At 60.3% G+C, this 12,497-nt stretch carries 13 protein-coding genes; 6 read left to right on the forward strand and 7 right to left on the reverse strand.

Annotated elements, in window-relative coordinates:
* Positions 1–230 precede the first annotated feature (230 nt).
* Together FQ746_RS34670 and FQ746_RS02880 are read left to right on the forward strand one after the other, a co-directional pair.
* Positions 231–398, forward strand: a complete 168-nt coding sequence (locus FQ746_RS34670; protein WP_186310618.1) for a hypothetical protein — start codon at positions 231–233, stop codon at positions 396–398.
* A gap of 113 nt (positions 399–511) precedes the next feature.
* On the forward strand, positions 512–1,750 hold the full coding sequence (locus FQ746_RS02880) for a radical SAM protein (RefSeq protein ID WP_186310619.1): 1,239 nt from the start codon (positions 512–514) through the stop codon (positions 1,748–1,750).
* A 20-nt stretch (positions 1,751–1,770) separates the two neighbouring features.
* Here the strand turns inward: FQ746_RS02880 and FQ746_RS02885 are convergent, their stop codons facing one another.
* The 6 genes from FQ746_RS02885 to FQ746_RS02910 all read right to left on the reverse strand — a co-directional run bounded on the left by FQ746_RS02885 (position 1,771) and on the right by FQ746_RS02910 (position 8,741).
* On the reverse strand, positions 1,771–2,379 hold the full coding sequence (locus FQ746_RS02885) for a 2OG-Fe(II) oxygenase (RefSeq protein WP_144107369.1): 609 nt from the start codon (positions 2,377–2,379) through the stop codon (positions 1,771–1,773).
* Positions 2,380–2,399: 20 nt separating this feature from the next.
* Entirely contained in the window at positions 2,400–2,885 is a 486-nt protein-coding gene (locus FQ746_RS02890) for a VOC family protein (RefSeq protein ID WP_144107371.1), read from the reverse strand.
* 38 nt (positions 2,886–2,923) lie between these two features.
* Positions 2,924–4,360 carry a GMC oxidoreductase gene (locus FQ746_RS02895; RefSeq protein ID WP_144107373.1) on the reverse strand — a complete coding sequence of 479 codons (1,437 nt, stop codon included), beginning with the start codon at positions 4,358–4,360 and terminating at the stop codon, positions 2,924–2,926.
* 176 nt (positions 4,361–4,536) lie between these two features.
* Complete coding sequence (locus FQ746_RS02900; RefSeq protein WP_260853861.1) at positions 4,537–6,120, reverse strand: efflux transporter outer membrane subunit; 1,584 nt, start codon at positions 6,118–6,120, stop codon at positions 4,537–4,539.
* Positions 6,110–7,639 (reverse strand): DHA2 family efflux MFS transporter permease subunit, encoded by a 1,530-nt coding sequence (locus tag FQ746_RS02905; RefSeq protein WP_144107375.1) that lies wholly within the window; start codon positions 7,637–7,639, stop codon positions 6,110–6,112. Before FQ746_RS02905 ends, FQ746_RS02900 begins: the two co-directional genes overlap by 11 nt.
* Position 7,640: 1 nt before the next feature.
* Complete coding sequence (locus FQ746_RS02910) at positions 7,641–8,741, reverse strand: HlyD family secretion protein (RefSeq protein WP_144107377.1); 1,101 nt, start codon at positions 8,739–8,741, stop codon at positions 7,641–7,643.
* A gap of 113 nt (positions 8,742–8,854) precedes the next feature.
* Here FQ746_RS02910 and FQ746_RS02915 point away from each other — a divergent pair, with 113 nt between their 5' ends.
* Complete coding sequence (locus tag FQ746_RS02915) at positions 8,855–9,571, forward strand: TetR/AcrR family transcriptional regulator (protein ID WP_144107379.1); 717 nt, start codon at positions 8,855–8,857, stop codon at positions 9,569–9,571.
* A 324-nt stretch (positions 9,572–9,895) separates the two neighbouring features.
* Here FQ746_RS02915 and FQ746_RS35090 read toward each other — a convergent pair whose 3' ends face one another.
* Complete coding sequence (locus FQ746_RS35090; RefSeq protein ID WP_260853862.1) at positions 9,896–10,240, reverse strand: hypothetical protein; 345 nt, start codon at positions 10,238–10,240, stop codon at positions 9,896–9,898.
* Positions 10,241–10,249: 9 nt separating this feature from the next.
* On the opposite strand from FQ746_RS35090, the gene FQ746_RS02920 reads away from it, so the two are divergent.
* From FQ746_RS02920 to FQ746_RS02930, 3 genes are all read left to right on the forward strand, one after another.
* Complete coding sequence (locus tag FQ746_RS02920; RefSeq protein WP_260853863.1) at positions 10,250–10,972, forward strand: ATP-grasp fold amidoligase family protein; 723 nt, start codon at positions 10,250–10,252, stop codon at positions 10,970–10,972.
* Between the two features lie 176 nt (positions 10,973–11,148).
* On the forward strand, positions 11,149–11,754 hold the full coding sequence (locus FQ746_RS02925) for a DUF6875 domain-containing protein (protein ID WP_144107383.1): 606 nt from the start codon (positions 11,149–11,151) through the stop codon (positions 11,752–11,754).
* Positions 11,751–12,476, forward strand: a complete 726-nt coding sequence (locus FQ746_RS02930; RefSeq protein ID WP_144107385.1) for an MBL fold metallo-hydrolase — start codon at positions 11,751–11,753, stop codon at positions 12,474–12,476. The genes FQ746_RS02925 and FQ746_RS02930 overlap by 4 nt, the downstream gene beginning before the upstream one ends.
* The last annotated feature ends 21 nt before the right edge of the window (positions 12,477–12,497 follow it).

Consider the following 12,497-nt stretch of genomic DNA (forward strand, 5'->3'; position numbering starts at 1 on the left):
GTATGGACAGATCGAACAGCGGATACTCGCTTAGCGCTTGCGGGGGCGGCACGTCGGTTTCATCAACCTCATCCGGCGATGCCGCGCTCCCTGATTTGTAGCATAGCTAATAGAAGGTTCAAGCTTTCTTCAAAACCTCCGAAGTAATGTTGCTGCCGCACCAGACTCGTTCGGGGCGTGAAAAACGCCCGGACCGACCCATTATCGTGACTGCACAAAGAGGAGTCGAAATGAAAAACGTCAACGCAGCGAGACCCGACGTCATGAAAATCGTTGCAAACGCCAGGGCCGCGTTCGAGCAGGGAAAATTGAAAACGTATGGCCCACTGCGGGCAGCCGGAACGGGATATGGCTATTCCACATCGATGGTGTCGTGGGGGCCGATGATGCGCAAGTAAAGTAAAGCTGGCCCGTAGAACGCGTCACTCGCTTTTTGAAAAGGCGGGTGACGCGCGCGGGCATCGGCATGCGGCTTCCGGCCCAACCCGGTCGACCAGCACGCGGAGAGACCATGTTGATTCAACGATCGGTTTCAGAAGAGCAACCGTCTACGGGTGGCGCCCTCGCCCCTGTCGAGATGGTCGTGCTGCAAGGCACGTCGTTTTGCAATCTCAATTGCTCTTACTGTTATTTGAGCGAGGCGTCCCGCAAGAACACTGCGAAGATGGAAATCGCCACCCTCAGGACGCTTTTCGAGCGCATTCTTTATAGCGGTCATCTCGGCGAATCTCTACGTGTCAGCTGGCATTCGGGCGAACCGTTCGTGTTGAAGCCCGCTTATTATCGCGAAGCAATCGGGACGATTCTCGCCATACGAGACGCGGCACTCGGACCGAACTTCGACATCCAGTTCGACTTCCAGACCAACGGCACGCTAATCGACCAGCGTTGGTGCGACTTCCTCAAAGAGTTCGAGGACATCGTCAGCATCGGCATCAGTTGCGACGGGCCGGCCTACCTGCACGATGCGCATCGGCGAAGCTGGACCCACAAGCCGACGCACGAGCGCACGCTGGCGGGCATGGAACTGATGCGTCGCAACGGACTTCAGTTCGACGCGATTGCGGTCGTATCGCGCGACGGCTTCGAGCATCCCGAAGCGCTGGTGGAGTTTTTCGCGACGTTCGCCGGCAGCATCCGCGACTTTCATTTCAACCTGCACGATGAACTCGACCTGATCTCCTGCGAGGCGGACTCCGTCGACGAATTCGCCGAACGCTATCGTCACTTCCTGTTCAGGATGCTGGCGGCTTATGCCCGCTGCGAACAGAATGGCCAGCATCTGAACATCCGCAACTTCGCAAGCTTCTATGAGCGCGTCTTCTCGACGCGAAATGACAAACCGCTTTACGACGCACGCAATATGAGCAGGCCGTTCAGAACACTAAACGTGATGTCCAATGGCGACGTGTCCACGTTCTATGCGGGTCTCACCGGCGACGAATGCGGCGATCTTTACGGAGACGGCCGAGGCTTTGTATTGGGCAATCTGCTGCGCACGAGCCTGGACGACATTGCCGGGTCGCCGAAGCTTCAGCGCGTGGCCGCGGATTTCGAGTCGAGCCATGCCGCGTGCGAGCGGGACTGCAGCTATTACGACATGTGCGCCGGCGGCTATAACCTGGTGAAGTTCAAGCGCCACGGTGTATTCGACGTCACGCAAACGCCGGAGTGTTTCGTCCACGTGAAGACGTTCACCGACGCGTTACTGGACGACATGAATAAGGGCGGCGCGCAGCGCTTCTTCTAGCTGAGTTTTATGGACGGCCTTCAGCAACGCATGAAGCAGGAAGTCAACGCGACTACGGCTTCGCCTTGCGACAACGGTGGACGCTCGTGTAGTACGGCGGCGCCGCGGCCGAAGACCAGTGAACCCGTTTGCGTCGCAATGACGAGCGCGAGTGCCCGGGCTTGTTCCGGGCCGTCCGAATAGACGTTCAGCAGCAAACCGGTCGACGTAGTCACGTGCATCGGCCGTTGCGTATGCAGATAGAGAATGACCGTGAATTCACATACGTCGGCGCGATCGCGATGTGCGCTCAGAAAATCGCCGGTCTCATAGTAGGTAAAGCAACTCGCTGTTTCGCTGCAAGCCAGTGGGCTATCGAACACGCGCGCCAGCATGGACCCCAGTGCATCGGACGTCAGAAATGCACGCGCGCATGGACCGAGCGGCGCAATTCGGGCCTGGTAGGAAACCTCCTGATTACCGTCTGCACGTAATGCCTCGTTCTTCGAGGCCTCGGCTTCCCGCTGGAGCGAATCGAGCGCGTCTGCGCGAAGCGCATCGGGCAAGCAGGCAAAGCCGTATTGCTCGATGCTCGTACGCAAAGCCGGCAGGCTCCGCTCAGGCATGTCCGCGATGAAACCGATGTTCATGGGTGCGGGTCTCCTGCGATTCACGCACCAGGCGCGATGCTCGCATGCGATGTTCGCCCGAGGTCCGTCTCATCGAATGCACGAAGCGTCGCGGAAAATTCCAGTTGAAGACCATTGGGGTCCTGGAAAAAAAACGCTAGCGACGTGCGAAGATCGATGATATCCGAGACGTCTACGCCTTTTTCCGCAAATTGAGCACGCTTTGCTTTCAGCGCGTCCACGGAGGATTCCCGAAAAGCGTAGTGATACATGCCAGCCGGTACGCCGAGTGCCTGGTTGATTCCTGTGTCATACGCGGAGGAAATACCATCCACGCCAGTGCATTGCATGAAGACGATGTACTGTTGCGCGCCGACATCGAATGAGATCTGCCGCAGCGTGCCACCTTCATTGATATGCAGAAGTTCCTCGGCTACGCGAGGGAAACCGAGCACGCCCTCGTAGAACGCAATCGTCCTTTCCATATCGTGCGTGGAAACGCCAATGTGAGAGAACCCGTTGGTCATGGAATACCTCGGCGGTCGAAAAGAAGCGAACGACCAATTCACTGTAGCATGTCGCGCTTCGCTTCAGGAGCGATCAGTTCGCGTAAATGCGCAGCGAGCCGCAATGCGAGCGCCACGATCGTGAACGTGGGGTTAGCCCAACTCGCTGTTGGAAAGACACTGCTGCCGGCCACGAACAGGTTGTCGATATCGTGTACGCGGCAACTGGAGTCGACGACACCGCGTTCCCTGTCATTCGTCATGCGCGTCGTGCCGATGTGGTGGCTCGTATACGTGACGGCTTTCCGGTTCGCGAAGTAGGGCGGCTCGATACGCTCGTGCTGCACACCCATACGCTTTAACTGCGTGGCGAGCAGCGCGCCGGTTCTTTGTGCGCTGTACTCGTCGAGTTTTCCGAGTTTCCAGTTCAGTCGCGCCCGGAGCATGCCGAGGCGGTCACGGGCTTTGCCAAGCGTGATGCGGCTGTCGGGATCGGGCGCCTGCTCCATGAAGACCCCCAGCCGCGCCATCGGCCCGGATCCGGTGGGAGGAAGGTAGAAATGCGCACGTGCATTCAGTATGCGTTCCTCGATCTGGCGAGCCGGCGGCACACCGAACGCGAGAATGAAAGGGTGCTGTGCCACGTCTATACCTTTCCGGGTCGCGCATTCGTACCAATCGTCGTCGATGGGTGGAACGCTCGCTAACTCCGCGTGGGGATGCTCCATGAAAAAGCGCCCGACATTGTCGTGCGCATTGCCGATGCCGTAGCTGACCTGGCTCCTGCAGTTAAGCAGGATACGCGGTGTCTCGATGCCACCGCACGCGATCACCACGAAGTCGGCTGAGATTCGGCCTTCGCGGCCATCGGTTGAGCGCACGACGAGTTCGCGCACCTGCGAGTGACTCGAGTCCAGCCGGATATCCACGACGCTGGCATGACACAGTACATGGACTTGCGCAGCGGTCATTGCGCGGATGGTGCTCGACTCTCCGAACCTCGCGGTGGGGAGGCCGAAGCGCCACAGCGACAGAACTGTCTCCAGCGGATCGAGGCGCGGCGCAGCCACGCCGATACGCGACAGCGTGCCGGCCGCGTCGAACACTGCATTGTTCAGATTAAGCAGATGGGCCGCGTCCGCGTAGTACGGCGCCAGCGTCTCTGTACCGAAGGGCCAGCCGCTATGCTCTACCCACGGACGCTCGGCGAAGTCGAGTGGATCGAATGGTGTACACCATCCGGACCAGAGATGCGAAGAACCGCCGAGACGCCGCGCGCGAGTGTCGACGAGCGAATAGTCGATGCCGATGGATTCGCCTTCGTAAAGGCGGGCGGTTTCGGGGTCGTCCTCCAGGCCGCCGCTCTCGATGACGAGCACGTCGGCGTACCGCGAGAGTGCCAGCGCGAGCGTAGCGCCGGCCGGGCCGCTTCCAATGACCGCCACCTGGGCGCTGCGCGTCAGGGGTACGCTTTCGTCTCTCGCGTCGTCGAGCATGGCCACTCCTGCATCGTGAACGCCGCCGTGGTGAGCACCTGGTTCGCCGCTACAGAAGTGTCACGCGGGTCTGACCACCGATGACCTTACCAGATTCAGCCGTAAGCCGAATCTGCAGACATGACTGCGGCGCCCCTCGCCGACGGATGCCGTATCGGACGCATGATGATTTGACCTCACGGCGCGGCGCTACTCACCTGCACATTCGCGACATTGGCGACATCCGCGACATCGGCGACATCCCACCCGCCGCCGAGCGCCTTATACAGCGCCACCAGATTGGTGGTCACGGTCGCCGTGCTATCCGCAAGCTGCTCTTCGTTGCTGAGCAAGGTCTTCTGCGCCGTCAGCACGTCGAGATAATTGGAAATCCCCTGCACGTAGCGCTTGTTCGCGATCTCGAGCGCACGGCGTGACGCCTTCACACTTTCATCCAGACGATCCCGGCGACGCTGTTCCGCGGCATAGCCGGTCATCGCATCGTCGACGTCCCTGAACGCCGACAGCACCGTCTTGCGGTAGTTGATCGCGGCTTCCTGCTGCTGCGCCTCTCTCAACGCGAGCGTCGCGCGAAGCTGGCCGCCTTCGAATAGCGGGATCGACAGGCTCGGGCCGGCGCTATAACTGCGCGCGCCCCAACTGCCGAGATTGGTGAATTGGGTTGCCTGAATTGCGACGCTGCCCGACAGCGTGATCTTCGGGAAAAAGTCGGCCTTTGCCGCACCGATGTTGGCCGTGGCCGCATGCAGTTGCGCTTCCGCCTCGCGGATGTCGGGCCGCCGTTGCGCCAGCTCGGACGGCAACCCCACCGGCACACGCGGCGGCACGACGGGCGCCGCCGACTGCGCGGTGAGCCGCGCGGCGAGCACCTGCGGATACTCGCCAAGAAGCAACCCGATCGCGTTGATGTATTGCGCCTGCTGCTGCTCGCTCTGCGGAATCTGCGCCGCGGTGGAGGCCGCTTCGCTCTGCGCATTGGCCACGTCGAGGTCGGTCGCGAGGCCGTGCCGCGCACGGTCCTGCGTCAACTGCACGGTGCGTTGCGCGTACGCCAGGTTCTCTTTGGTGATTCGCAGCTTCTCCTGAGTGCCACGCAAATTCAGGTAGTCGCGCGCCACTTCTGCCGCCGTCGACAGCACGACGTCGTGCCGCGCGTCTTCCTGTGCTTGCGCCGTGGCGCCCGCGTTCTCGGCGGTGCGTCGTACACGGCCCCACAGGTCGAGCTCCCACGAGGCGTCGAAACCGTACTGATAGAGGTTGAACGGCGGCAACGCGCTCGACGAAGCGCTCTGCGTCGGGATGCCGCCTTGCCGCCCGCCGAGGCCGTTGGTACCGGTGCCCGCCGTCGAGCTTCCCGTGCCGCCTAGCAGGCCGATGACACCGTCGGCGCTCTGCAACTCGCGCGTATAGGACGCGTTGCCGTTGAGCGTCGGGAATTCTGCGGCCTTCGCTTGTCCCAGTTGCGCGCGCGATTCGGCCAGCCGCGCGGCCGCGACCTGGATGTCGAGGTTATTGCGGATCGCCTGCGTGACCAGGCCGGTCAGCAGCGGGTCGCCAAAACTGTCCCACCACCGTGGGTCGACCGCCCCCCCGACGACGACCGAGGCCGTCGGCGACGACGGCGCGCTCCCGCTCCATTGATCCGGCGCGGGCATGGCGGGACGCTTGAAATCCGGGCCCATCGTGCAGGCGGACAGACCCAGGGAGAGCCCCGCGCCGACCATGCATACCCGCGCAAGCAGTCGATAATCAGTGCGCATTGATCTGGGCTCCCTTGGTCAGCTTGGGTAAGAAGATGCAAATCGGGCAGAGCACGAGCGCAATACAGCCGAGCATGATGAACACGTCGAGATAACTCATGACGGAGGCCTGTTGTTCGACCGTTGAAGCGATCGAACCGAGCGAGGTGACGAAGCCGTTGTAGGGCGTGATATGTTCGGCGAGCCGCGCGTGATGGAACTGTTCGCGCTGCGCCAGCTCGGTGGTGACGAGCGAGACGCCGAAGCTGCCGCCGAGATTGCGCATCATGTTGATCAACGCCGACGCGTTGTTGTTCTCTTTCGGCGGGATGCCGACGAACTGCACGGCCGACAACGGGATGAACAGGAAGGGCAGCCAGATGACCTGGTAAAGCCGCGATAGCGAGACGTCCCAGAACCCGATGTTCAGGTTCAGACCGGATGCGTGAAAGAGCGCGATGCCAGTACCCGCAAGCGACATCAGAACCAGCCATTTCGGCTGGAATACCCGCCCCGTCACAATGCCCGCAATGGGCATGAAGAACAGCGTGACGAGTCCACCCAGGCCGAGCGTCAGACCGGCGTTGGTCGCGTCGTAGCCGAGCAGCGCCTGGGTGAACTGCGGCAATATCTGCGTCGTGCTGTTGATGATGAAACCGAACGCAAACATCACCGTGCAACTGATGGCGAAGGCACTCGATTTGAACAGTCGCAGGTTCACGATGGGTTGCTCGACCCACAGCTCCCAGAACACGAGAATGAGCAGCGACACCGCGGAAATGCCGGCCAGCCAGCAGATGAACGGCGACGAGAAACCATCCTCGCGCTCGAATTTGTCGAGCACGATCTGCAGGCAGCCGAAGCCCACCGCAACCAGCACGAAGCCGAAGTAGTCGATGCGCAAGCCCTTGGCGAGCAGCGTGCGCCGTTCCTCCTTCACGAGCTTGCTGTCGCTCACGAACAGGCCGGTCAGCACGAGCGAGAGCAGACCGACCGGGAAGTTGATCAGGAACACCCAGTGCCACGAATAGTTTTCGGTAATCCAGCCGCCCAGCATCGGACCGATAGCGGGCGCCGTCACCACCGTGAGACCGTATAACGCGAAGGCCATCGCGCGTTTTTCTGGCGTGAACGTATCGGCGAAGATGCTTTGTTCGACGGGCGCCAGTCCACCGCCGCCCAGACCCTGGAGGACGCGGAAGAGGATCATCATCGGCAGGGACGTTGCGAACCCGCAGGCCACCGAGCTGATGGTGAAGATGAACACGCAGATCATGTAGAAGCGTTTGCGGCCCACCACGTTGGCGAGCCAGCCGCTGATAGGCAGCACGATGGCATTGCTCACCAGATAGCTGGTCGTGATGTAGGTGCTCTGATCCTGGCTCGCTCCGAGGCCGCCGGCGATGTGTCTGAGCGCGACGTTCGCAATGGTCGTGTCGAGCACTTCCATGAAAGTCGCAATCGACACGATCACCGCAATCAGCCACGGGTTATAAGGTCCGGCCGCCGACCTGGGAAGTGACGCGTGAGTGGCGCTCATGTCATTGCACGGTGACGCGCGGGGTCACGGAGAGACCGGGCGCGAGCGGTAACCGGCGCCAGTCGTCGCCATCGAAGACGATTTTCACGGGCAGTCGCTGGACCACTTTCACGTAATTGCCGGTGGCGTTTTCGGCAGGCAGGCTGCTGAACACCGAGCCCGTGCCGCGCTGCAGACTTTCGACGTGCGCGTGCAGTGGTTTGTCGGGATACGCGTCGACGCTGATCTCGACCGGCTGACCGACCTGCATGTGGATCAACTGCGTTTCCTTGAAGTTGGCCGTCACCCACATGTCGTCGGGGACGACTGCGACGAGCGCCTGGCCCGGCGTGACGTAGTTGCCCAGGTTGACGGTTCGTCGCGTGATCTTGCCGGCTTGAGGCGCGAGCACTTCGGTGTAACTCAACTGCAGCTTCGCGTTGTCGACATCGGCGTGCATCTGACGCACGGAAGCTTCGGCTGCATCGATCTTCGTGCGTTGCGAAACGATCTGCGCCTGAGCGGCCCTGACGGCTTCCTTCGCACTGTCGAGGCGCGCGAGCGAGCTTCTGGCGGTGGCCTGACTCTGATCGAGTTGCTGACGAGTGATGGCGGCCGGGTCCGAGCCGGTGTAGCGGGCCAGGTCCTGCTTCGCCTGCACCAGGTCGGCGTCGTTCACTCGCACCTGCGCCTGTTGCTGCGCGAGGTTGGCGATCTGCACGTCGAGATCGGCGCGCGCCTGCGCCACCTGTGCGATGGCGTTCGCTTCCTGCGCCTGTGACTGTTCGAGCTTGACCTGATAGTCGCGCGGATCGATCCGCAGAATCGGCTGGCCCTGGTCGACATGCTGATTGTCGGCGACCAGCAAGGCGATGACACGCCCATTGATTTGCGATGCAATCTGGCTCTGGTTGCTGTCGATGAACGCGTCGTCCGTACTTTCGTAGTGGCGGGTGTGCAGCCAGTAGAGCACGCCCGCGACGATCACGACGATGAGTAACGCAGCGCCGATCAGCAGGTTCAGGCGCTTGCGTCCCGGGCTCACGGGCGTGGCGTCGGGTTCGTTGTGTTCGGCATCCTGCTTCTCCGACGACGTGTCCACGTCACTTTCGCTGCCTGCCATCGATTTCTCCAGAAGACTCGGTTCGCGGCATCATACAATAGAACGAAACGGTACCGTTCTATTAATTCAAAAAGACTGTGCTAATTTAGCGGTCATTTTTTACGGCAGGCTGTATGACAAAACGCATCTTCAAGGGCAGCGACAGCGACCCGGCGGTTTTCTCCCTCAAGATGCGGTTTTGTCCGCGTAAGGGTCGGCCCTCCGCTTCGATGGCGGGCGAGGTCGACGAGCGGATTCTGGATGCGGCGACTGCGGTGTTTCTCGAACACGGTTTTGCGGGCGCGTCGCTGGAGCGGATCGCCGACCAGGCGTCGGCCAGCAAGGCCACGCTATACAGCCGCTTTGCGAACAAGGAAGCACTTTTTTCAGCGGTGGTGAAACGCTCGGTGGAGCGGAGTCTGCGAATCATCGAGGAAACGGGGCGCTCGGATTCGCTGGTGGAGAACCTGACTTTCGCGAGCCGGACTCTGGTGACCCGGCTGTTGAGCGATGAGGTCGTGGGTTTGACTCGCATGGTCGTGGCGGCGGCGCCGCGTTTTCCGGCGCTGGCCGAACTCACGCATGAAGCGGGGCGCTTGCGCGCGATCGAAGCAGTCACGGCCGTGATTGCCGACCATTCGGTACAGACGCGCGATGCGCAGACGGCAGCGGCGAAGAAGCGCGGCGCCCGCGTGCTGGCCACGCAGATTCTGGATTCAATCGTTGCGCCGTTGTTAATGAAGGCGATGCTTGGACACGATCTCGATGGCGTGCGCGGCGAGATACGCCCTCACATCCATCAGACGCTGGCGATTTTCGATGCGGCGAAAGCGTTCGAGCCGTTTTTGTGAGGTTGAAGGGGTTAGCGACTGATGCACTATTGGTAATCAGCAGCAAGAACTCATAAATCATCAGAGCAAACACAATTGCTCGTCAACCCTCTCCTTACACCAGATTACGGGTGCCGCAAAGGCAATTCATACGCTGCAACGCCGGGCGACGTCGAGAATAGTGCCAACAGTTCAAGACTTTCGGACACACCAGGTTATGCACCAGATTGATCCTCTATGCTTCACTGCAACATGAAACCGAATAGATGCATGCGCGCGGGAATGACCAATACCGGATGCGGTCGGAGGGCCGACTAGTCCGCATCTGGCGAATCTTCCGGCCGATCAGCGTGATTCGAATTCATACTTTTCGAGCAGCGAGGATTTCGAATGAGTACGCCAGATGAACTCCGCAAGAGCATCCAGCCCGATTCGTGGCGGCCGCTCTACGCTTTCAGAAAGCCGAGCGTCGCGCCCGGTACACCCGCGGACCGTTCGCCTGCCGTCGCGCACGACGACGCCTTCAAGCAACGCTTCGACCGGCTTCGCACGCACTTGCTTCACGGCATCAAGCAGTTCCTTCCCGATTCGGTATTCCTCTTTTTTTCGCATCGCAGAAGAGTGGGACGTTTCCCTCGTCTGCTGAAGCCTCAGACCTTCAACGAAATCATCCTCGATCGTTGTCTGCATCCGGACCCCGTGTGGACCATCCTGGCCGACAAGCTCGCAGTGCGCGACTATGTGAAAGCCCGGGTCGGCGAGCAATACCTTGTGCCGTTGATCGCGGTCCCTGAGGTGTTCACACGACAGGTCTTCGACGCGCTGCCCACCGCGTTCGTCATGAAAGCAAATCATGGTTGCGCTTTCGTGAAGGTAGTCCGGAACAAGGCCGATGAGTCTTTCGAGGAATTGAAGAAACTCGCAGATCAGTGGCTGGCAACCGACTTCTATCTCGCATCCCGCGAGCGCCACTATCGCGCGATCAAACCCCGACTGTACTTCGAGAAGCTACTGGTCGAGCAAAGCGGAAAAATTCCCGACGACTTCAAGATGAATATTTTCGGGGACGTGAATGGTGTGCCGAACATTCTGACCGGCGTGGTCTCCGACCGCTTTGGCAGCCCACGACACGATTTCTACGACACCGGCTGGAACCGGCTAAACATCGCGCTGGGCGATTATCCGTGCAGCACGGTAGCGGCGCCGCGATTGCCCAACTGGGACGAACTCGTGCGCGTCGCCTCTCGACTGTCCGAAGGACTTGGCTACGTCCGCGTGGATCTTTACGCCTGCGATGGCCAGATCTTTTTCGGGGAGTTGACGTTCACGCCCGGGGCGGGCGTTTCACCGTTGCCCGAGCGCTATGACCGCGAATGGGGGCGGTTGATCAGGGAAATGCCTGCCGCAACGCCAGCGGGTTGATTCGCTCGCAGGCAGTCTGACTTGAAGAAATGGTCCGGAATACCGGCTCGCGGTGACAGCGGGCGGGACACCTCCGCGCCGTCGTTCTGTCTCGCATCCGTCACGCCACGCCCACGCGCTGCGTTGTTGCGCAAGCGACTTCACTCAATCAAATTCAGCGACTGTCGAGGTCGATTATGGCTACCCGCCTTTCAGATTCTGAGCGCCTGTCGTTCGAAGAGGCCTCGCTCGAGGAGTCCTTCGCCAAGGTCATCGAATGGATCGAGCGTTTTCTTTGCGCGCCCAATACCGAACTCGGCCGGCTGGGTGACGTCTGTCCATTCGCGAGAACGGCGATACTCAAGCGCGCCATCGCGTTCTACCGCAACCATTCCGACACGGTTGCAGGCCTCGCCGCCGACATGGAGTGGCATCTCGACGAGTTTCTCCAGGGCGGCGGCCTGCAGGATCTCTATCACTGCCGGATCGTCGTGCCCGGCGGTATAGCTAACGCCGCGCGCGCCGTAGAAGTCGTGCAGAAGCAACTCAAGCCCGCGTTCATAGAACGTCACGTGATGATTGGTCAGTTCTTTCCAGATTGCGAAGAACCGGGATTATGGAGCCAGACATTCCGGCCTTTGCAGGCGCCCATTCCCTTGCTGGCGATTCGCAATATGGTGCCGACCGATATCGCCTTTCTATACGGCAACGACGCCTATGTTCGCGCGTACCTGGAGAAATTCGGCAAACGCGGTAGCATTGCCCTTCAGCAATACGAGACGGCGATGGAGGCACGCTTATGAAGTCATCGAAACTGGAAACCTTTGCCGGGCAGGTTGTGCGCAACAGCATCTTTATCGACAAACTGGACTTGAGCTTTTCCCAGTTCTTTATCAAGTCACCGGCCGGCGGCGTGCTTTGCATCGAGACGGGAATGCGGGGCGACTTTCCTCTGCTGAAAGAGAACCTGCACTCAGCGAACATCGAGATCGAATCGGTGAGTCATGTCATCGTGCCTCATTTCGAGGCCGACGAAATGGGCGCATTGCCGGATTTCATCGCGCACAACAAGAACCTGACCGCGTACGCGCACCCCATCTGCTCACATGCGCTCGCCGACGTTTTTTCCGTGAAGGCCAAGCCGCTGAAAGACGAAGTGGCCGTTACGATCGGCGGCGAGTCGATCGTGCCTATCTTCACGAAGCACGTTCACCAATGGGATTCTCTGGTCGTCTACGTGCCACGCTTCAAGGCGCTTTTCTCATCTGACATTTTCATGCGTTACGGCGCCGTCGACGTAGACTCGGGCAACGCGTTGCAGGATATCATCGCGTCGATCGAGCATTCCGGTTATCTGCCGTCGCTCGATCACCTGTTCTCCGCTTTGAAAAAAATCAGGAAATACGATATCGACTGGATTTTTCCGATGCACGGGCCGGCCATTCAAGAGCAACCCGCGCAACTGATCGACGGTCTGATCGAGTATTGCGCGCGCAACCGTCTCGGAGAAACGGTTGCGCTCTGAACAGTGGTGAAGCTTCCCGAT

Origin of the sequence: Paraburkholderia sp. BCC1886 (assembly GCF_900996245.1) — a bacterium.
GTDB lineage: Bacteria > Pseudomonadota > Gammaproteobacteria > Burkholderiales > Burkholderiaceae > Paraburkholderia.

Excerpts from the sequence above, each read along its gene's own strand:
- FQ746_RS02890 (WP_144107371.1), bottom strand. The coding sequence starts at position 2,885 with ATGACCAACGGGTTCTCTCACATTGGCGTTTCCACGCACGATATGGAA.
- FQ746_RS02905 (WP_144107375.1), bottom strand. The coding sequence starts at position 7,639 with ATGAGCGCCACTCACGCGTCACTTCCCAGGTCGGCGGCCGGACCTTAT.
- FQ746_RS02925 (WP_144107383.1), top strand. The coding sequence starts at position 11,149 with ATGGCTACCCGCCTTTCAGATTCTGAGCGCCTGTCGTTCGAAGAGGCC.
- FQ746_RS02900 (WP_260853861.1), bottom strand. The coding sequence starts at position 6,120 with ATGCGCACTGATTATCGACTGCTTGCGCGGGTATGCATGGTCGGCGCG.
- FQ746_RS02910 (WP_144107377.1), bottom strand. The coding sequence starts at position 8,741 with ATGGCAGGCAGCGAAAGTGACGTGGACACGTCGTCGGAGAAGCAGGAT.
- FQ746_RS02885 (WP_144107369.1), bottom strand. The coding sequence starts at position 2,379 with ATGAACATCGGTTTCATCGCGGACATGCCTGAGCGGAGCCTGCCGGCT.
- FQ746_RS35090 (WP_260853862.1), bottom strand. The coding sequence starts at position 10,240 with ATGCAGACAACGATCGAGGATGATTTCGTTGAAGGTCTGAGGCTTCAG.
- FQ746_RS34670 (WP_186310618.1), top strand. The coding sequence starts at position 231 with ATGAAAAACGTCAACGCAGCGAGACCCGACGTCATGAAAATCGTTGCA.
- FQ746_RS02930 (WP_144107385.1), top strand. The coding sequence starts at position 11,751 with ATGAAGTCATCGAAACTGGAAACCTTTGCCGGGCAGGTTGTGCGCAAC.
- FQ746_RS02915 (WP_144107379.1), top strand. The coding sequence starts at position 8,855 with ATGACAAAACGCATCTTCAAGGGCAGCGACAGCGACCCGGCGGTTTTC.
- FQ746_RS02880 (WP_186310619.1), top strand. The coding sequence starts at position 512 with ATGTTGATTCAACGATCGGTTTCAGAAGAGCAACCGTCTACGGGTGGC.
- FQ746_RS02895 (WP_144107373.1), bottom strand. The coding sequence starts at position 4,360 with ATGCTCGACGACGCGAGAGACGAAAGCGTACCCCTGACGCGCAGCGCC.